This window comes from Ruegeria sp. BB6 (assembly GCF_056539385.1).
In genome coordinates this window covers 511,934-530,825 of sequence record NZ_JBQFUW010000002.1, presented here as the reverse complement: position 1 = coordinate 530,825, position 18,892 = coordinate 511,934, and the positions used below count along the sequence as shown (strand labels likewise).

16 protein-coding genes are annotated in these 18,892 nt (G+C 58.8%); 11 read left to right on the top strand and 5 right to left on the bottom strand.

Going from position 1 to position 18,892, the window contains the following annotated elements; genetic code table 11:
- The first annotated feature begins 49 nt into the window (after nucleotides 1-49).
- The 3 genes from ACR0B7_RS07025 to ACR0B7_RS07015 all read left to right on the top strand — a co-directional run bounded on the left by ACR0B7_RS07025 (nucleotide 50) and on the right by ACR0B7_RS07015 (nucleotide 3,708).
- Nucleotides 50-2,185, top strand: a complete 2,136-nt coding sequence (locus ACR0B7_RS07025; protein ID WP_170803622.1) for a malate synthase G — start codon at nucleotides 50-52, stop codon at nucleotides 2,183-2,185.
- Nucleotides 2,186-2,283: 98 nt separating this feature from the next.
- Complete coding sequence (locus tag ACR0B7_RS07020) at nucleotides 2,284-2,709, top strand: GlcG/HbpS family heme-binding protein (RefSeq protein WP_170410912.1); 426 nt, start codon at nucleotides 2,284-2,286, stop codon at nucleotides 2,707-2,709.
- A gap of 219 nt (nucleotides 2,710-2,928) precedes the next feature.
- The gene (locus ACR0B7_RS07015; RefSeq protein WP_170483846.1) at nucleotides 2,929-3,708 is read left to right on the top strand and encodes a gamma-glutamyl-gamma-aminobutyrate hydrolase family protein; all 780 of its coding nucleotides are present in this window, start codon (nucleotides 2,929-2,931) and stop codon (nucleotides 3,706-3,708) included.
- A 46-nt stretch (nucleotides 3,709-3,754) separates the two neighbouring features.
- On the opposite strand, the gene ACR0B7_RS07010 is transcribed toward ACR0B7_RS07015, so the two are convergent.
- Nucleotides 3,755-5,995, bottom strand: a complete 2,241-nt coding sequence (locus tag ACR0B7_RS07010; protein ID WP_170576555.1) for a molybdopterin cofactor-binding domain-containing protein — start codon at nucleotides 5,993-5,995, stop codon at nucleotides 3,755-3,757.
- 3 nt (nucleotides 5,996-5,998) lie between these two features.
- The gene (locus ACR0B7_RS07005; RefSeq protein ID WP_170483841.1) at nucleotides 5,999-6,463 is read right to left on the bottom strand and encodes a (2Fe-2S)-binding protein; all 465 of its coding nucleotides are present in this window, start codon (nucleotides 6,461-6,463) and stop codon (nucleotides 5,999-6,001) included.
- An 88-nt stretch (nucleotides 6,464-6,551) separates the two neighbouring features.
- Between ACR0B7_RS07005 and ACR0B7_RS07000 the strand changes: the two genes are divergently transcribed.
- Nucleotides 6,552-7,145 (top strand): TetR/AcrR family transcriptional regulator, encoded by a 594-nt coding sequence (locus ACR0B7_RS07000; RefSeq protein ID WP_480681163.1) that lies wholly within the window; start codon nucleotides 6,552-6,554, stop codon nucleotides 7,143-7,145.
- Here ACR0B7_RS07000 and kynU read toward each other — a convergent pair.
- Nucleotides 7,138-8,331, bottom strand: coding sequence for a kynureninase (gene kynU / locus ACR0B7_RS06995; protein ID WP_170569213.1), 1,194 nt, complete (start codon nucleotides 8,329-8,331; stop codon nucleotides 7,138-7,140). The two genes, ACR0B7_RS07000 and kynU, sit on opposite strands and share 8 nt — an antisense overlap.
- Nucleotides 8,332-8,526: 195 nt before the next feature.
- Between kynU and ACR0B7_RS06990 the strand changes: the two genes are divergently transcribed.
- The 7 genes from ACR0B7_RS06990 to ACR0B7_RS06960 all read left to right on the top strand — a co-directional run bounded on the left by ACR0B7_RS06990 (nucleotide 8,527) and on the right by ACR0B7_RS06960 (nucleotide 16,460).
- Nucleotides 8,527-8,976: a methyltransferase family protein gene (locus tag ACR0B7_RS06990; RefSeq protein WP_170483837.1), complete on the top strand. Its 450-nt coding sequence runs from the start codon at nucleotides 8,527-8,529 to the stop codon at nucleotides 8,974-8,976.
- A 131-nt stretch (nucleotides 8,977-9,107) separates the two neighbouring features.
- Nucleotides 9,108-10,679 (top strand): Re/Si-specific NAD(P)(+) transhydrogenase subunit alpha, encoded by a 1,572-nt coding sequence (locus tag ACR0B7_RS06985; protein ID WP_170483835.1) that lies wholly within the window; start codon nucleotides 9,108-9,110, stop codon nucleotides 10,677-10,679.
- 13 nt (nucleotides 10,680-10,692) lie between these two features.
- Nucleotides 10,693-12,144 (top strand): NAD(P)(+) transhydrogenase (Re/Si-specific) subunit beta, encoded by a 1,452-nt coding sequence (locus tag ACR0B7_RS06980; RefSeq protein ID WP_480681160.1) that lies wholly within the window; start codon nucleotides 10,693-10,695, stop codon nucleotides 12,142-12,144.
- Between the two features lie 157 nt (nucleotides 12,145-12,301).
- Nucleotides 12,302-12,658, top strand: a complete 357-nt coding sequence (locus ACR0B7_RS06975) for a VOC family protein (protein WP_170484304.1) — start codon at nucleotides 12,302-12,304, stop codon at nucleotides 12,656-12,658.
- A gap of 108 nt (nucleotides 12,659-12,766) precedes the next feature.
- On the top strand, nucleotides 12,767-14,044 hold the full coding sequence (locus ACR0B7_RS06970) for a DUF3422 domain-containing protein (RefSeq protein ID WP_170576554.1): 1,278 nt from the start codon (nucleotides 12,767-12,769) through the stop codon (nucleotides 14,042-14,044).
- 69 nt (nucleotides 14,045-14,113) lie between these two features.
- Nucleotides 14,114-15,256, top strand: coding sequence for an MFS transporter (locus ACR0B7_RS06965; protein WP_480681158.1), 1,143 nt, complete (start codon nucleotides 14,114-14,116; stop codon nucleotides 15,254-15,256).
- 40 nt (nucleotides 15,257-15,296) lie between these two features.
- Complete coding sequence (locus ACR0B7_RS06960; protein ID WP_170483831.1) at nucleotides 15,297-16,460, top strand: M20 aminoacylase family protein; 1,164 nt, start codon at nucleotides 15,297-15,299, stop codon at nucleotides 16,458-16,460.
- Between the two features lie 46 nt (nucleotides 16,461-16,506).
- Here the strand turns inward: ACR0B7_RS06960 and ACR0B7_RS06955 are convergent, their stop codons facing one another.
- Together ACR0B7_RS06955 and moaA are read right to left on the bottom strand one after the other, a co-directional pair.
- Nucleotides 16,507-17,829: a 3-deoxy-D-manno-octulosonic acid transferase gene (locus tag ACR0B7_RS06955; RefSeq protein ID WP_170483829.1), complete on the bottom strand. Its 1,323-nt coding sequence runs from the start codon at nucleotides 17,827-17,829 to the stop codon at nucleotides 16,507-16,509.
- 1 nt (nucleotide 17,830) lies between these two features.
- Entirely contained in the window at nucleotides 17,831-18,841 is a 1,011-nt protein-coding gene (gene moaA / locus ACR0B7_RS06950; RefSeq protein WP_170384286.1) for a GTP 3',8-cyclase MoaA, read from the bottom strand.
- Nucleotides 18,842-18,892 lie beyond the last annotated feature (51 nt).

Below are 18,892 nucleotides of genomic sequence, written 5' to 3'. Positions count from 1 at the left end.
CTCTAAATGCAGGCGGCATACAACGGCGTACATGGGTGAGAGGAAAATCATGACCAGCAGACAGACACGCAGCGGACTTCAGGTCGATACGGTTCTGGCCGAGTTTATCGAGGGCAAAGCCCTGCCGGGAACAGGCGTGACCGCCGATACGTTCTGGGATGGTCTGTCGCGCATGGTATCAGAACTGGGACCAAAGAACCGGGATTTTCTCGCTAAGCGTGAGCAGGTTCAGGCGCAGTTGGACGCTTGGCACGTTGATCGCAAAGGGCAGGATCACGACGCCGACGCCTATAAAGCCTTCTTGAGTGAGATCGGTTATCTGGTCGAGGAAGGTGACGATTTCCAAATCGAAACCGCCAATGTCGACCCCGAGATTGCCGCAACACCCGGCCCTCAGCTTGTTGTGCCGATCACCAACGCCCGGTTCGCGTTGAACGCGGCCAATGCACGTTGGGGCAGCCTGTATGACGCGCTGTACGGAACCGACGCGATGGGCGATCTGCCCGCCGCCGGTGGCTATGACGAAGCGCGGGGCACTCGTGTGATCGCATGGGCCAAGGGCTTTCTGGATGATGCGGTACCGCTGGCTGCTGGCTCGTGGGCGGATGTGTCCGAGCTGCGCGTAGAAGGTGGTGCGCTGGTGCCTGCGCTGGGCAACCCTGCGGCGTTTGTGGGCTTTGGCGGCGCGGCCGAGAAACCCGATTTCGTACTGCTGAAAAACAACGGCCTGCATGTGAAAATCGTCGTTGACGCCTCTAGCAATATCGGTGCGGCTGACCCTGCTGGCATCGCTGACGTCTATCTGGAATCGGCGCTGTCCACGATCATGGACTGCGAGGACTCGGTCGCGTGTGTGGATGCCGAAGACAAGGTTGTCGCCTATGGTAACTGGCTGGGCCTGATGAAGGGCGATCTGGCCGAAGAGGTGACCAAGGGCGGCACCACGTTCACCCGCAAGCTGGCCGAAGACCTGACCTATACCACCGCAGGCGGTGCGCAGGACGTGCTGAAAGGCCGCTCGCTGATGCTGATCCGCAATGTAGGCCACCTGATGACCAACCCGGCCGTTCTGGACGGCGAGGGCAATGAAATCGGCGAAGGCCTGATGGACGCGCTCTGCACCACGCTGATTGCGATGCATGACCTGCAGCGCGAGGGCGGAAACTCGGTCAAGGGTTCGGTCTATGTCGTGAAGCCCAAGATGCACGGCCCCGCCGAAGTTGCGTTCGCGGTTGAGATTTTCGACATGGTCGAAGATATCCTCGGCCTGCCGCGCAATACGGTGAAGCTGGGTATCATGGATGAGGAGCGCCGTACTTCGTCCAACCTCAAGGAGTGTATCCGCGCCGCGAAGTCGCGTGTGGCCTTCATCAACACCGGTTTCCTGGACCGCACGGGGGATGAGATTCACACCTCGATCGAAGCAGGCCCGATGCTGCCCAAGGGTGACATGAAGGCGACGCCGTGGATTGCCTCGTATGAGGATCGCAATGTCGATATCGGTCTGGCCTGTGGCCTGAAGGGCAAGGCGCAGATCGGCAAAGGCATGTGGGCGATGCCCGACCGGATGGGCGATATGCTGGAGCAGAAGATCGGTCACCCGAACTCGGGCGCGACCTGCGCGTGGGTGCCGTCTCCGACCGCCGCGACCCTGCACGCCACGCACTACCACAAGGTTGACGTTCTGGCCCGTCAGGATGAGCTTGCCGCCGGTGGAGCGCGCGGCACGCTGGATGATCTGCTGACCGTACCGCTGCTGGGTGGCCGTAACCTGAGCGATGATGAGATCACGCGTGAGATCGAGAACAACGCGCAGGGCATCCTTGGCTATGTGGTGCGCTGGGTCGATCAGGGCGTTGGCTGTTCCAAAGTACCGGACATCAACGATATCGGCCTGATGGAAGACCGCGCGACCTGCCGGATTTCGTCTCAGGCGCTGGCTAACTGGTTGCATCATGATGTGGTCAGCGAAGAACAGGTGATGGCCGCCATGCAAAAAATGGCCGCCGTGGTGGACCGTCAGAACGAAGGTGACCCGCTGTATCGTCCGATGGCGCCCGGCTTTGACGGCGTGGCGTTTCAGGCGGCTTGCGATCTGGTCTTCAAAGGTCGCGTTCAGCCTTCGGGCTATACCGAGCCGGTTTTGCACGCGCGCCGTTTGGAGCTGAAAGCCAGCTTGGTGTGATTGGATAGGGTGGGAACGAGGGGGCTGTCTGCCCCCTCTTGGCCCGCTGGGCCAATTCACCCCCGAGGATATTTTTAGCCAGATGAAAGGGATCAGGGATGGCTGTTACATTGCGTAAGGCGCGCACGATTGTGCGGAAGGCTTTGGAAAAGGGCCGCGAACTGGAATTGAAACCTTTGTCGGTAGTCGTGCTGGACGCTGGTGGGCACGTAATCGCGTTTGAACGCGAAGACGGTGCAGCACCCGGCCGTTTTGCGATTGCGCAGGGCAAGGCTTATGGCTCGGTCATGCTGGGCATGGCGGGTACCGCTCAGATGGCGCGCGCCGAGGCACAGGCTTATTTCATGGCCGCCGTGAACGGCGTCTATGGCGGTCAGGTCGTGCCGGTTCCGGGCGGCGTTCTGCTGCGTGACAAGAAAGGTGCTGTTATCGGTGCTGTTGGTGTCACGGGCGATACTTCGGACAATGACGCCATCGCCGCTATGGCCGGGATCGAAGCTGCCGGACTGACTGGCGAAATCTGATTCAAAGAACTCTGGGAGAGCCGATTGCGGCTCTCCGCCCCCTGCGTTCTGGGAACGCCTTACAAATGGGCAGGCGGGGCAAAAACGCGCCCAGTTCGGGCATTGTTTTCTGTGTGCAACGTTGAACAAGTACTTGCGCTAACACACAGGGCTTGTGCTATTGCGCGCCTCAGACCCTGCGGATAGCTTTTCTAAAACATTGAGAATTAGGAAAGCAGAATGTCGCGACCCATCGTTGGTATTATCGGCAACTCGTACCTGGTGGATAATCAATACCCAACCCATGCCGGCGGGACAATGAACTCTGAGGCAGTGGCGAATGTGTCCGGCTGTATGCCCCTGCTGATTCCGGCGGACCCGCGGTATGTCTCGGTAGAGGAGCTGCTTGAAATCTGCGACGGTTTCTTGCTGACCGGCGGCCGCCCCAATGTTCACCCAGAGGAATACGGAGAGCCCGCTACAGAGGCGCATGGCGATTTTGATCGTGCACGTGATGCGATCACCCTGCCGTTGGTGCGTGCCTGCGTGGAACGCGGCCAGCCTTTCTTTGGTATTTGCCGGGGGTTCCAAGAGGTGAACGTGGCCTTGGGCGGCACGCTGTACCCGGAAATTCGTGATCTGCCGGGTCGGATGAATCACCGTATGCCGCCTGATGGCACGTTGGAGGAGAAGTTTGCCCTTCGGCACGTTGTGTCTTTGTCCGAGGGCGGAGTGTTCCATCGGCTCATGGGCGCGACCGAAGTGATGACGAACACTCTGCACGGGCAGGGGATCAAGACAGTGGGGCACCGGATTGAGATCGACGGTCACGCACCCGATGGAACGCCCGAGGCGATCTACGTAAAGGACGCCCCCGGTTTCACTCTGTCGGTGCAATGGCACCCGGAATGGGACGCTGAAAACGACCCCGTCTCGCGCCCATTGTTCAAAGCCTTCGGAGAAGCAGTGCACGCGTGGTCCACCGGATCAGGAGCGAGCCTGATGCAGCAGAGCGCATAAAACGTGCGCCGGTCCGGGAGAGAAGAACCAGACCGGCGCATCAGGATCAAATCAGCAAATTGAACTGATTGATCAACGGCAAGGTCCGCGCGCGCTCACCCGTCAGATCGAACAAGGCGTTACCGAGCGCTGGCATCGCAGGCGGTGTGCCAGGCTCACCAACGCCGCCCAAATGTTGTTTGGTTTCCAGAACTTGCACTTCCGTGACGGGTGTGTTGTGCATCCGCAGGGCGTCGTAGTCCGGGAAGTTGTATTGCTCGACCTCGCCATCGGCGAAAGTGATTTCCCCCATAACGGCCGCTGACAGGCCGTAGATCATGCCGCCGAACATTTGTGCCTCGACCGTTCCGGGGTCCAGCGCAAGGCCGACATCGCAGGCGATCCACGCTTTTGAGATGCGGATCGTGCCGTCTTCGTCAACCACCTCGATCACTTGCGCAACCGGAGTTCCAAAGCTGTAGGTCATCGCCACGCCGCGACCGACACCGTCCGGGGTTTTGCCGGTCCAGCCCGACATCTCTTTTACGGCCTGCAGAACACCTGCCGAGGGTGCGTGTTCGGACTTGGCCAGTTCCAAACGGAAGTCCAAAGGATCCCGACCGGCTGCGTGCGCCATCTCGTCCATGAATGTCTCGTGGAAGAAACCATTGTGACTGTTGCCCACCGAGCGCCAGAACCCTACGGGCAGCGATAGGTCTGCGACGTGGCCGCTGATGCGGTAATTCGGGACGGCATATGGTTGGTTGAACAGCCCTTCGACGATCACCTTGTCGGGGCCGCCACCGGGCAGGTCCATGTAACGTCCAACCACCTGATGAGAGCTGGATTGCGTCGCGACCTTGCCGTCGATCAGCACCGCGGTGCCGTCTTTTACCGCACCGCGCATCCGCGCGATTGCGCCTGGGCGGTAGTAGTCGTGGCGCGTGTCTTCTTCTCGGCTCCATGTGGTCTGAACGGGCACTCCGGGCATTGCCATAGCAACCTTGGTGGCAATTTCGGCAAAGTCCAGTTCCCCGCGCCGACCAAAACCGCCACCCAAATAGGTGGTGTGAACCTCAACAGCATCGCGGTCCAGGTTGGCGGTTGCGGCGGCCTTGCGCTGCACGAATGTCGGAGCCTGGTTGCCGCACCAAAGGTCCAGCTTGGTGCCAGTGAACAGCGCCGTCGCGTTCATCGGTTCCATCGTCGAGTGCGCCAGATACGGCACCTGATACTCGGCTGTGATCTCGGTGGCACCTTCGGGCAGAGTGTCTACGTTGCCGTCATCGCGCAGAGTTGTGTTCGGCGCGTCATCGAATGCCTTTGCGATCTGCGCAAAAATCTGATCCGTCTCGGGCGGGTACGGGGCGTCTGCCCAGTCCACCTCGATCGCTTCGACCGCCTGAATGGCCAGCCAGGTGTTGTTGGCGATGACGGCGACGCCATTCCCCAAGTCGACTACCTTTTCTACGCCGGGCATGGATTCGGCTGCGCTGGCATCAAATCCATTCATCGCGCCACCCAGCTTGGGGTTCATCCGGCACGACGCAAATTTCAAACCTTCGGGGCGCACGTCAATCCCGAATTCGGCAGTGCCGGTCGACTTTCCAACCACATCCACGCGAGGCAGGTTCCGCCCCAGCATCCGCCACTTGGACGGGTCGCGCAGTTCGATATTCGGTGGGTCGATCTGACCAGCAGCTTCAGCCAGTTCGGTGTAAGGGATGCGGGTTCCATCCGGTGCAACTACTGCGCCACTTTCAGTCTTCAGTTGCGCACGGTCGACGCCCAGCCGGTCTGCGGCAGCCTGTTTCAGCGTCTCGCGCGCGGTTGCTCCGGCCTCGCGCATCCGCTCGAACCCATCGCGCATCGAAGTTGAACCACCAGTGACCTGAAGGCTAACCACCTTGCCTATGACGCCCAGGGCTTGTCCCAGATTGTGCTGGAAGTCCGAGATGTCGTAGCCCTTGTTCGGCAAGCCTTCACCGATCAGTGCCGAGTTGTAGTAGGCCGCTGCAGCCGGGCCGTGCAGAACGCGGATGTCATCCAGTTCCACATCCAGTTCTTCCGCGATCAGGGCGGCCCAGGTTGTCATGACACCCTGGCCCATCTCGGCGCGTGGGGCGAACAGCGTCACGCCCTGCTGGTCGATCAGGATAAAGGGGCTGAGGGCAGTCTCTCCCTCGCCCGGTTTCAGCGGGTTTGCCGCAGGGCGGGTGACGTAATACGCACCAAACGCGACGCCGCCGACCACGGCGGCCGAGCCAATCAGGAAGGTGCGGCGGAGGATTTTACCAATGGACGCCATCGCTTACGCCTCCTTCAGCTTCGAGGCTGCGTCGTGGATCGCGGCGCGGATACGGGGATAGGTGCCGCAGCGACACAGATTGCCTTGCATCGCGTCATCAATATCAGCGTCTGTGGGGGCGGGGTTTTCGGAAAGCAGAGTTGCCGCTTGCATGATCTGTCCCGACTGGCAATATCCGCACTGCGCGACTTGATGATCGACCCACGCTTGCTGGATCTTGGCCATCGCATCCGGAGTGCCCAGCCCCTCGATCGTGGTCACATCGCCCCAGACATCCGACAGCGCGACCTGGCACGACCGGACGGCCTCGCCATCAATGTGAACGGTGCACGCCCCACACGCGGCCACGCCACAGCCAAACTTGGTGCCGGTCAAGCCGACCTCATCGCGAAGGACCCAAAGCAGGGGAACATCGTCAGGCAGGTCCACCTGATAAGAGGTCCCGTTAACTTTAAGATTGGTCGCCATCGTGCACCCTCTCGCCTTGTGGCTTTGCTAACTTTCTGACATAGATAGTTTAAAGTGTCAGGCAGTCAACTGACAAAATGAGTTAAAAATGTCACGAGCTCAAATGAAAGACGTTGTTTTAGACGATAAATGCCAGACGATCCTCGCGTCAGCGCTGAGTGCGTTTTCGGCCTATGGGTTCAAGAAAACGTCGATGGACGACATCGCGAAGGGCGCGGGCATGTCCCGACCGGCCCTGTATCTGTACTTCGACAACAAAGAGGCGATCCTGCGCAAGCTGACTGGTCTATACTATGAGCGTCGGGCCATCGCCGTTGCCGAAGCGCTGAGCATGGAGGGGTCTGTCTCTCAGATCATTGGCAACGCAATACATGTTCAGACGGACGGCATGGCCGAAATCATGTCGTCACCTCATGGGTTGGAGTTGCTGGATGCAAGTGTGTCCACCGCGTCAGACATTGTGACTCAGGGAGAGGCACGGCTGATGGCGCTATACGCTGAATGGCTTGGGCGCGAAGCAGAGCAGGGGCGAATTCGATTGTTTGACGGCCCGCGCGAAACGGCCAAAATGATTTCCTTTGCGCTGCGCGGGGTAAAGACGTCGGCGACGGATTATCAGGAATTCACCCGATCCAACTCGAACCTTGCCACGGTCATCGGCGCGGGGCTTGAGGTCAAGTAACCCGCTGCCGCACTTTGTATTCTGGCGTGTCCCACAGCTTGTTCGTCATGATGTCGGCCAGAATCTCTACGGCTTTAAGCACGTCCTGTTCGTCGATGAACAAAGGGGTGAAGCCAAAGCGCATGATGTCGGGGGCGCGGAAATCTCCGATAACTCCGCGGTCGATCAACGCCTGCATCGCAGCATAGCCTTCGGCAAAGCGGAATGATACTTGGCTGCCGCGAAGGTCGGGGTCGCGTGGGCTGGCCAATTGCAGGTCGGGGCAGGTGGCCTCGACTCGATGGATGAACAGTTCTGTCAGCTCGATGGACTTGGCGCGTACATCTTCCATGTCTGCCATGTCCCAAATGTCCATCGCGGCGGACAAAGCCGTCATCTGGAGTATCGGAGGGGTGCCGACCCGCATCCTCTCAATCCCGCTGCCGGGGCGGTAATCCAGGTCAAACGCAAACGGGGATTCGTGTCCAAGCCAGCCCGACAGTGCCGGGCGCACTTGGTCGGCCAGACGCGGGGCGACATAGATAAAGGCAGGCGCGCCCGGTCCTCCGTTAAGGTATTTGTACGTGCAGCCAACCGCAAAATCGACATTGCAACCGGACAGGTCAACCGGGATCGCCCCCGCTGAGTGGGCCAGATCCCAGACGGTGACGGTTCCATTGGCATGCGCAAGTTCGGTCAGCGCCTTCATGTCGTGCATCCGGCCCGAACGGTAGTCGACCTCGGTCAGCATCAAAACAGCAACGTCTTCGGTCACGTTTTCGGCTACATCTTCGGGCGCAACGACACGTAATTCGTAGTCCGGCCCCAGAGAGCGAAGCAGCCCGTCCACCATGTACAGGTCCGAAGGGAAGTTGCCGGAGTCCGACAGAACCACCCTGCGATCAGGGCATAGGTCCAACGCAGAAGCGACAGCCTGATAAACCTTGATGGACAGTGTGTCGCCGGTAACGACGCTGCCGGGCTCGGCCCCGATCAGGCGGCCAATGCGATCGCCCAACCCAGTCGGAAGCCCCATCCATCCGGCCTTGTTCCAGCCGGTGATCAGCATCTGTCCCCATTCCTCGGTCATCATGTCGCTGACCCGACGCCCAGCGGCTTTGGGCAAGGGACCCAGCGAGTTCCCGTCAAGGTAAATCACGCCCTCAGGCAAATCGAACATGGCTTTGGTCGCGGCAAAATCGGTCATCGGCTTGCTCTTGATATTGGTCAGTGAACAAGGGCTAGCTGATACGACACCACCTGTCTATTGATGCCGGTGCTGGCCGTGGTTGAAAAAAATTCCTGCGACTATCTGTTATTTTGCGATTTGTGTCAGAAAGCGGTAAACGAATGAGCAAAAGCGACATTCCCCTTTGAGGCCGAGCAGAAAGTAGCCCTGTCCATGCGTAAACTCGACATACCGCCGGTCTGGTTGCTGGGCTTTGCTGCGCTCGCGTGGCTTCAAGCGCAACATCTATCTTTGGGACTGTCTCTGGATGGCGGGTTCACGGACTTGCTGAGCGGTGTACTGATTGGCGGAGGCCTGATCCTTGTCTTGATGGCCATTGTCGAATTCCGACGTCACCGCACGACCGTTATTCCGCATGAAACACCCACATCGTTAGTACAAAGTGGGATATTCAAGCGTAGTCGCAATCCGATCTATTTGGGCGATATCCTTATCCTGACGGGACTCGTTCTTCGCTTTGACGCAGTTCTGTCTCTTGTGCTGATACCTGTTTTTGTATGGCTGCTGGAGCGCCGCTTCATTCTGCCGGAAGAGGATCGCCTGCGAAAAACATTCCGCGCCGACTTCGCAAGATACGAGCGCAGCACGCGCCGTTGGATCTGAGGATTTACGCGTTATGACACAACGTAAGTTTTGCTGCGCTTGCGAAATAATATTGCGCGGGATACATGGATGCTTGATGAACAATACCGACCACCCGCTCATTGTGAGTGAAAATTAGGGGGATAATGCCGGTGAAGATAGGTACACCAAAAGAGATAATGGACGGTGAGAATCGGGTCGCAATGACTCCGGATTCAGCAGTTCAGCTTCAAAAACTGGGCTACGACTGCGCCATTGAATCCGGTGCGGGCGCTGCGGCCGGGTTTTCGGATGCCGTTTATGAGGCCGCAGGCGTCGAGATTGTCAAAACAGCCGCCGCGCTTTGGAAGGCTGCTGATATCGTTGCCAAGGTGCGTCAGCCGAATGAGACCGAGCTGAAGCGTCTGACCAAGGGCAAGACGCTGATTTCGTTCTTCAACCCTGCGGGGAATGAAGAAGGGATGGAGCTGGCCAAGTCCAAAGGCGCGAACGTTATCGCCATGGAAATGGTGCCGCGTATTTCGCGCGCGCAGAAGATGGACGCGCTGTCATCGATGGCCAATATCGCGGGCTACCGCGCGGTTATCGAAGCCGGTAACAACTTTGGTCGTTTCTTCACCGGTCAGGTGACGGCTGCGGGTAAAGTACCGCCAGCCAAGGTTCTGATCGTCGGTGCCGGTGTGGCTGGTCTGGCGGCGATCGGGACATCGACCTCGCTGGGTGCGATTACCTATGCCTTCGACGTGCGCCCCGAAGTGGCCGAGCAGGTCGAATCCATGGGGGCAGAATTCGTCTATCTGGACTTTGAAGAAGACCAACAGGATGGCGCAGCCACCGGCGGTTATGCCTCGGTCCAGTCCGAGGAATTCCGCAACGCTCAGTTGGCTAAATTCCGTGAGCTTGCGCCTGAGATGGACATCGTGATCACCACCGCGCTGATCCCGAACCGCGAAGCGCCCGAGCTTTGGACCAAGGACATGGTCGAAAGCATGAAGCCGGGCTCGGTCATCGTCGATCTCGCGGCGGAAAAGGGTGGTAACTGCAAGCTGACCGTGGCGGACGAGAAAATCGTGACCGACAACGGCGTGACCATCATCGGCTATACCGACTTCCCCAGCCGGATGGCATCGCAGTCGTCGTCTCTGTATGCGACCAACATCCGCCACATGATGTCGGACCTGACGCCTGAAAAGGACGGTCAGATCAATCACGACATGGAAGATGACGTGATCCGTGGCTCGACCGTGACCTTCGAGGGTGAGATCACCTTCCCGCCGCCGCCGCCGAAAGTGCAGGCAATCGCGGCGCAGAAAAAGCCCGAGGTCAAGGAACTGACCCCGGAGGAGAAAAAGGCGCAGGAGATCGCAGCGTTCAAGGCGCAGACCAAGCAGCAGTTCACGCTGCTGGGAGTGGGCGGCGCGCTGATGCTGCTGGTGGGTCTGGTCGCTCCGGCCAGCTTCATGCAGCACTTCATCGTGTTCGTGCTGGCTGTGTTTGTGGGCTTCCAGGTGATCTGGGGCGTTGCACACTCGCTGCACACGCCGCTGATGGCAATCACCAACGCGATCTCGTCGATCATCATCGTTGGGGCGCTTATGCAGATCGGGTCGGGCTCGTTCCTGGTGATCCTGCTGGCGGCGCTGTCTGTCTTTATGGCCGGGATCAACATCTTCGGCGGCTTTCTTGTCACCCGGCGCATGCTCGCCATGTTCCAGAAATCTTAAGGAGGCCGGGTAGATGATTGGCTTCACCACTGCCGCTTACGTTCTTGCGGCTGTCCTTTTCATCCTGTCTCTGGGCGGGTTGTCGAACCAGGAAAGCGCCAAGCGCGCCGTATGGTACGGCATTGTCGGTATGGCGCTGGCGGTTTTCGCCACGCTTGTTGGTCCGGGCTCGGGCTTGTGGCTGCTGTCGTTGCTGCTGATCGCAGGCGGCGGTCTGATCGGTTCCTACGTGGCCAAGCGCGTGCAGATGACCGAGATGCCGCAGCTTGTGGCCGCGATGCACTCGCTGGTTGGTCTGGCGGCTGTATTCGTAGGCTTCAACGCGCATTTTGAGATCGGCAACGTGGCGCAGGTCATGGCGATTGCTGACAGCGCGAAAGAGGCGGACCTGTCCGATCTGGGCGCGTTTGCGAAGCTGATCGCCAAGAAAACGGCGGCGGAACTGACGATCCTGCATGTGGAACTGTTCCTGGGTATCTTCATCGGTGCGATTACCTTTACTGGTTCGGTCGTGGCCTATGGCAAGCTGGCAGGCAAAGTGACCTCGGCGGCAACCAAGCTGCCCGGCGGTCACGCACTGAACGCGGCGGCTGCGGGTCTCTCGTTCATCTGTCTGATCTGGTACACCGCGTCGGGCGGTCTGTTCCCGCTGATCCTGATGACGCTGGCGGCGCTGTTCATCGGTTATCACCTGATCATGGGTATCGGTGGCGCGGATATGCCGGTGGTTGTGTCGATGTTGAACTCGTATTCGGGTTGGGCTGCGGCAGCGATTGGTTTCAGCCTCGGCAACGACCTGCTGATCGTGGTTGGCGCGCTGGTCGGCTCGTCCGGTGCGATCCTGTCCTACATCATGTGTAAGGCGATGAACCGTCACTTTGTCAGTGTGATCCTGGGCGGCTTTGGTGGCACCTCGGGTCCGCAAATGGAAGTGGAAGGCGAGCAGGTTGCCATCGACGCCGATGGCGTTGCCGCGGCCTTGAACGACGCAGACAGCGTGATCATCATTCCGGGTTACGGTATGGCGGTTGCGCAGGCACAGCAGTCGGTCAGCGAGCTGGTCCGCAAGCTGCGCGCCAAGGGCAAAGAGGTGCGTTTCGCGATCCACCCCGTTGCCGGTCGTCTGCCGGGTCACATGAACGTGCTGCTGGCCGAGGCCAAGGTGCCTTATGACATCGTGCTGGAGATGGACGAGATCAACGAGGACTTCCCGGAAACGGATGTGGCCATCGTGATCGGGTCGAACGACATCGTGAACCCCGCGGCGCAGGAAGACCCCAACAGCCCCATCGCCGGGATGCCGGTTCTGGAATGCTGGAAGGCCAAGCAGGTGTTCGTGTCCAAGCGTGGTCAGGGTACTGGCTATTCGGGCATCGAAAACCCGCTGTTCTTCAAGGAGAACACTCGCATGTTCTATGGCGACGCCAAGCAGTCGCTGGACAAGCTGCTGCCGATGATCGACTGATCATTTGGTTCAGGGACATTGCAAAGGGCGCCTGCGGGCGCCCTTTTCTTTTTTTGTTGTTGGGGGCTTTGCCCCCAAACCCCCAGGATATTTTTGGCCAGATGAAGCGGGCGGGATGTGATACTCTTGTCGTGAGGTGATCGCGATTGGGTTGGTTTTGCAGAAAGTGAATGGCATAGGCGGTTTGTTTTTCCGTGCGCGCGATCCAGAAGCGCTTGGACGGTGGTATGAAAAGCATCTCGGTGTGAACCAGCTCAACCCGCTGCCTTGGAAGCAGAGCGCCGGGTACACGGTCTTTGCGCCCTTTGCGCAGGACACGGACTATTTTGGACGCACCGAACAGCAATGGATGATTAACTTTCGCGTCGACGATCTGGACGCGATGATCACGCAGCTTGAGGCCGCCGGCATCCTCGTTGAGACACGCGCTGAATGGGACAGTGAGGTCGGAAAGTTCGCCCGAATCCATGATCCAGAGGGCAACCCAATTGAGCTGTGGCAGCCAAATCAATGAGATAGCGGATTTGTATACCGTTGTATCCTTGTAAGCATATGAAATAAAAAGAGAATTGATGTATTTTTGAGGTATCGTATAGTGCGCCGATCAGACCCGGAGCCTTGAATGACGCCCATTGATGACCATCCATTGCGCTATGCGTTGGCCAACGAACTGCACGCGCGGCCATTTCCGGTGGCGTCGACCCCATGTACGGTGGTGTTTCTGGCCATAAAGAAGCCCACTGCAGCGGTTGCGCGGGATCGAAACGAAGATATGGCGCATTTGATCAATCTGCTGGATCGTCATGGTGCGCCGCATCCGCAGCCCGAGGCCACCCACTATGCGGGGCAGATCGGCCGTCATTGGCTCAAGTGGGAGCAGCATACCGAGTTTGTGACCTATACCGCGATCACGCAGAATGTCAGCGACCGTGCCTTTAACCCTGCCGACTTTGAGGTATTTCCACCGGATTGGTTGATGGCCAGTCCGGGTCAGCGTGTGACCTCGGCCATGATGCGGGTCGTGGATTTGGAGAACGATGCAGCGGTTAAGGCATCACTGTCCGATTGGTTCGAGCCTGAAAGCCTTGCCGTGGCGAGAGTACTGGATGATGCGGCCATTTGTGCCAGCGACTTTCGGATTGATCCGGCTGGTCATATGCGCTTTGCGCTGTTTGTGACCCAAGGCACGGGACGGCGCAGAACCGGGCGGATCATTCAACGCCTGTGCGAGATCGAAACGTATAAGGCGATGTCGATGCTTGGCTTTGCTCGCGTCAAGCAGATGACGCCCCGGATCGGTGAGTTGGACGCGCAGCTTACGCAGCTAATGGGGCAGATGACTGATAACTCGGCCCATCCTGATGATCTTTTGCCGGACCTGCTTGCCACGTCGATTGAGCTGGAGACATTGTCTGCCCGATGCTCGTTTCGTTTCGGCGCAACAGGCGCTTATGAGGCCATCGTCAATCAGCGCATCGAAGTGTTGCGCGAGCAGAGGTTCGATGGCCGTCAGAGCTTTGCCGATTTCATGATGCGGCGCTATGACCCCGCGATCCGCACCGTGAAGTCGACTGAACGTCGTTTGCAGGCCCTGTCGGATCGGGCTATCCGAGCAGGTGAGCTGTTGCGGACCCGGGTGGATGTTGAACGCAGCGCACAGAACCAGGCGCTGTTGGAAAGTATGGACCGCCGCGCCGATCTAGCTCTGCGATTGCAACACACGGTCGAGGGGTTGTCGGTGGTTGCCATTAGTTATTACGCGGTCTCGCTGGTCAGCTACCTGTTGTATCCGGTGACTAAAGCCGGGATCAGCAAGGGCATGCTGACAGCGACTGTCACGATTCCGGTTGTGCTGATCGTGTGGTTTGCGATCCGGCAAATCCGAAAGCGGTTGGAGTAAACCTCGTTTGCCATTCTGTGTCGTGTCTGTAGTACTGACCGGGGCAGGGGGAGAGCTGAGGGTAGACCCGTGATTGGAATCGTAGCCGCATGGCGGGCTGTAGCTGCCATGTTCATCCTGAATGGTGCGTTGTTCGGCATATGGGCGTCGCGTATCCCGGCGGTTAGGGACAGGCTGGACCTGACGCACGAAGCGCTTGGGCTTGGCTTGCTGTTCATGGCAGCCGGGGCCGTGTGTTCCTTTCCGATTACCGGTCGCCTGACGGACAAGTTTGGGGCGGTCTCCATCACGCGTGTCATTGCGGTTCTCTATACGCTGTCGCTTATTCTGCTGGCCTTTGCCGGCAGTTTTTGGGCGTTGGCGGCCTTCTTGTTTGTTTTCGGCGCGTTTCACGGGTCGATGGACGTTGCGATGAACGCGTGGGCTGCTGAGGTTGAGCAAGCCTATGACAAGCCCGTCATGTCTTCGTTTCACGCGATGTGGAGCCTTGGGGCCGGGCTGGGTGCGCTCAGCGGGTACGGGGCGGTGCAGCTTGGTATGACTGTGATGCAGCACTTTCTGCTGGCGGGCGGCGTCGTGGTTGGTTTGGCGCTGGTCTTGTCTTGGGTGCGCTGGACGTCCCGCAGGGCGGCTTCGTCTGGCGGCGCGGTTTTTGCCTTGCCATCCGGGGCGCTGATCCTTGTCGGCTTCACAGCCTTGTGCGGCGCATTGGGCGAGGGCGCGGTCGCGGATTGGAGCGCGATTTTCCTGCGGGACGTGACCGGTGCAGCCGAGAGTGTCGCGGCATTGGGGTACGCTGTATTCTCGGTCACCATGGTTGCTTTCCGATTGGCCGGAGGCTTGGTCATCTCTCGGTTCGGGCCGGTCGCGACGGCCAGATTTGGCGGTGTTTGCGCGGCATTGGGCGTTCTGGGGGTCGTATCGGCTACGCAGCCAATGCTTGCGCTCGCAGGCTTTGCGCTGATGGGGATTGGCTATGCGGTCATTATGCCCTTGGCGTTCAGCCGAGCCGCTAACGACCCGCATGTCCCGCCCGGTCAAGCCATCGCAAGCGTGGCAACCCTGGGATACGGGGGGCTATTGATTGGACCTCCGCTTATTGGGTTTTTGGCAGAGATGCTTACATTGCGGTTGGCATTCATGGCCCTACTGCCGCTTGCAATCATGATTGTTATCTTGTCGGGTGCACTGAGACCTGCGGCACTGGATTGACGGCCGAGAGCAGGGAACAAGAAAAATATGGGAGATAGACATGCCGATCAAAAACCGCTTTGCGGAACTGCAAAATGAAATCACCGAGTGGCGGCGTGATATTCACCAAAATCCCGAAATCCTGTTTGAAACCCATCGCACCAGCGCTCTGGTTGCTGAAAAACTCAGGGAATTTGGATGTGACGAGGTCGTAACCGGGATTGGACGCACGGGAGTTGTTGGCGTCATCAAGGGCAAGACCGATACCAAAGGCAAGGTGATCGGTCTGCGCGCGGATATGGACGCTCTGCCGATTCATGAGGCGACCGGGCTGGACTATGCGTCCAAGACAGACGGTGCCATGCATGCCTGCGGTCATGACGGGCACACGGCGATGCTGTTGGGGGCGGCGAAATACCTCTCGGAAACGCGGAACTTTGACGGCACCGTCGTGGTCATCTTTCAACCCGCCGAGGAAGGCGGTGGAGGAGGCCGTGAGATGTGCGAAGACGGGATGATGGACCGCTGGAGCATTCAGGAGGTCTATGGCATGCACAACTGGCCCGGCCGTCCGGTCGGGAGCTTTGCTATTCGCCCCGGCGCCTTTTTTGCCGCGACCGACCAGTTCGATATCGTGTTTGAAGGCGAAGGGGGGCATGCGGCCAAGCCTCATGAAACCGTTGATACGACAGTTCTTGCCGCGCAAGCGGTCATGGCCTTGCAGACAATAGCGTCGCGCAATGCTGATCCCATTGATCAGGTGGTTGTGTCGGTGACGTCATTTGAAACGTCCTCGACGGCGTTCAACGTGATCCCGCAGACGGTCAAGCTGAGGGGGACTGTGCGCACGATGAGCGAAGCGATGAGGGATCTGGCCGAGAAACGGATCGGTGAAATCTGCAACGGTGTTGCAGCCACCTTCGGTGGAAAGGCCGATGTCACTTATTATCGTGGTTATCCGGTGATGGTGAACAGCGATGAACAGACCGATTTTGCGGCTGATGTCGCGCGATCCGTGGCTGGTGATTGTGCCGATGCACCTTTGGTCATGGGAGGTGAGGACTTTGCCTTCATGCTGGAGGAGCGCCCCGGGGCTTATATACTGGTCGGAAATGGCGACACGGCGGCCGTGCATCACCCGGAATACAATTTCAATGATGAGGCCATTCCCGCCGGGTGCAGTTGGTGGGCAGAAATTGTCGAACAGCGAATGCCTGCTGCGTGACTTGCGACGTGCGTGGGGGCGCTGCCCCCACACCCCCGGGATATTTTTAGCCAGATGAAGCGGGATCCCGAGGCAGTAAAGAAAGCCTGTCACACAAAGTTTCGACGACATCGTTGAGGGCAGATTTTTGCGTATTGACGCAGGATTTTGAGGCGGATTGGGCTGAGTTTAATGCGCTTGGGTCAGACAGCCATTTGTCAACGATAGCTGCCAGTTGCGGGGCAGAGTTTATTTCCACCGCGCCTCCGGTTTCGATCAGGGGCGCGAAGGTTTCGGCAAAATTGTAGTAACCCGGCCCGGTGATGACTGCAGCCCCGGCTTGTGCGGGTTCAAAGGGATTGTGTCCTCCGATTTCTTTCAATGAGCCGCCGAGGAACACGATGGGGCAGATTGCGTACCACGTACCGGTTTCCCCCAAAGTATCCGCCACATAGATTTGTGTTGTGTCCGAGATCGCTTCGTTTGAAGACCGGAAAGCTGCTGTCAGCCCGGCTTGCGTGATAAGGGTGGCGACTTCGTCCCGGCGTTCTGGATGGCGAGGGATCAGAAGCAACAGCAAATCGGGGCGTTGTTTCAACAACTGCGCATGTGCCGCGAGAACGGCGTCTTCCTCGCCTTGATGGGTGGAACTGGCGATCCAGACTGGGCGGCCAGAAATCTGGTTTTGGATCTCCGATACGGTGTTCTGGTCAACGGGCAGTGGGTCGGACATAGCCTTGAGATTGGTGCCTTGTTGAACGCGTTCGGGCGCGGCCCCCATCTGGCGAAGATTTTCGGCTGTCTTGTCGTTTTGGGTCAGGAAAAGTTGGAACTTGTCCAAGATGAACCGCGCGGTTTTCGGTCGCTTTTTCCAGCCTTCCACGGAACTGTCGGACAGCCGGGCGTTCAGCAGGGCCAGCGGGATGTTGCGATCGGCGCTTTCAACGATGAGCCGGGGCCAGATTTCGCTTTCGACGAAAATACCGGCGTCGGGTCGCCAATGGTTCAGGAAACGCTGAACGGGCCCGGACGTGTCCAGTGGCGGGAATTGGTGGCGCGTGCGCGGGGGCATACGCTTTGCGATCAGCGCGGCTGAGGTTGGCGTGCCGGATGTGATAAGGAACTCGGCCTTGGGCAGGCGCTGGCCCAGACGTTTGATCAAGGTGATAACGGACAGGGTTTCCCCCACGCTTGCAGCGTGAAACCAGATCAGTTGGCCGCTGGGTCGCGGCAGGCTTGCATGGCCTAACCGCTCGTGCTGACGCTCGACCGGGACATCCGCGGCCTGCATTTTCTTTCTGACCGATTGCCAAGCGATTGGCGCGATAACCCCGGTCAGGCCGCAATACAGGTTGTAGAGCAGCGTTGGCCGTTCTGAGGGATCGGGCATGTCAGCCGCCTGTGTGACTCATGTGACGGCTCATCTTTCCGTCAACGGACTGGCGGGAATAGTCGAAGTCGTGGCCCTTGGGTTTCAGATTGATGGCCGCGCGGATCGCCTGTTCCAGCGGTTCCTCGGTGTTGGGGTGATCCCTGAGGGAACTGCGCAGGTCAGCCATATCTTCCTGACCAAGGCACATATACAATTCTCCGGTACAGGTCAGGCGTACACGGTTGCAGCTTTCGCAGAAATTATGGGACAGCGGGGTAATGAACCCGATTTTCTGTCCGGTTTCTTCAAGCCGCACATAGCGGGCAGGTCCGCCCGTGCGTTCGGCCAGATCAGAGACCGTGTAGTGGTTTTCGTACTCTTTGCGCACGTCTTTCAGCGACCAGTACTGATCAAGGCGGTCTTCGTTGCCGATGTCACCCATTGGCATGACTTCGATCCAGGTCAGATCCATGTCGCGTTCGGCGCACCACTGCGTGATGTGCGGGAGTTCTTCTTCGTTGAAACCCTTCAGGGCAACGGCGTTGATCTTGATGCGCAGCCCGGCCTTCTGAGCCGCGTCGATGCCCTTCAAGACCTGTTTCAGGCGTCCCCAGCGAGTGATCTGGGCGAACTTGTCCTCGTCCAGCGTATCCAGCGATATATTCACACGGCGCACGCCAGCCGCGTAAAGGTCGTCGGCGAAGCGGTGAAGTTGCGATCCGTTGGTTGTGAGGGTCAGCTCCTTCAATGCGCCGCTCTCCAGATGGCGGGTCATTGCGTTGAAGAACGCCATGATGTTCCGGCGAACCAAGGGTTCACCCCCTGTAATGCGCAGCTTTTCGACACCCATGTTGACAAAGGTCGAGCACATCCGGTCCAGTTCTTCCAGGGTCAGAAGGTCCTTTTTGGGAAGGAACTTCATGTCCTCGGACATACAATAAACACAGCGAAAATCGCAGCGATCCGTGACGGAAACACGCAGGTAGGTGATTGCACGGGCAAACGGGTCAATAAGCGGAGCAGCAGTCATGCCACATAGGTAAAGCGGCGACCCGGCTGCGACAAGGGCGAACTGCGCTTT

Excerpts from the sequence above, each read along its gene's own strand:
- kynU (WP_170569213.1), bottom strand. The coding sequence starts at position 8,331 with ATGACCGATTTTGCCGCGACCAAAGCCATGTTCGATTTGCCTGAGGGC.
- ACR0B7_RS07025 (WP_170803622.1), top strand. The coding sequence starts at position 50 with ATGACCAGCAGACAGACACGCAGCGGACTTCAGGTCGATACGGTTCTG.
- ACR0B7_RS07015 (WP_170483846.1), top strand. The coding sequence starts at position 2,929 with ATGTCGCGACCCATCGTTGGTATTATCGGCAACTCGTACCTGGTGGAT.
- ACR0B7_RS06970 (WP_170576554.1), top strand. The coding sequence starts at position 12,767 with ATGACGCCCATTGATGACCATCCATTGCGCTATGCGTTGGCCAACGAA.
- ACR0B7_RS07010 (WP_170576555.1), bottom strand. The coding sequence starts at position 5,995 with ATGGCGTCCATTGGTAAAATCCTCCGCCGCACCTTCCTGATTGGCTCG.
- ACR0B7_RS06980 (WP_480681160.1), top strand. The coding sequence starts at position 10,693 with ATGATTGGCTTCACCACTGCCGCTTACGTTCTTGCGGCTGTCCTTTTC.
- ACR0B7_RS07005 (WP_170483841.1), bottom strand. The coding sequence starts at position 6,463 with ATGGCGACCAATCTTAAAGTTAACGGGACCTCTTATCAGGTGGACCTG.
- ACR0B7_RS07020 (WP_170410912.1), top strand. The coding sequence starts at position 2,284 with ATGGCTGTTACATTGCGTAAGGCGCGCACGATTGTGCGGAAGGCTTTG.
- ACR0B7_RS06960 (WP_170483831.1), top strand. The coding sequence starts at position 15,297 with ATGCCGATCAAAAACCGCTTTGCGGAACTGCAAAATGAAATCACCGAG.
- ACR0B7_RS07000 (WP_480681163.1), top strand. The coding sequence starts at position 6,552 with ATGTCACGAGCTCAAATGAAAGACGTTGTTTTAGACGATAAATGCCAG.
- moaA (WP_170384286.1), bottom strand. The coding sequence starts at position 18,841 with ATGACTGCTGCTCCGCTTATTGACCCGTTTGCCCGTGCAATCACCTAC.
- ACR0B7_RS06955 (WP_170483829.1), bottom strand. The coding sequence starts at position 17,829 with ATGCCCGATCCCTCAGAACGGCCAACGCTGCTCTACAACCTGTATTGC.
- ACR0B7_RS06990 (WP_170483837.1), top strand. The coding sequence starts at position 8,527 with ATGCGTAAACTCGACATACCGCCGGTCTGGTTGCTGGGCTTTGCTGCG.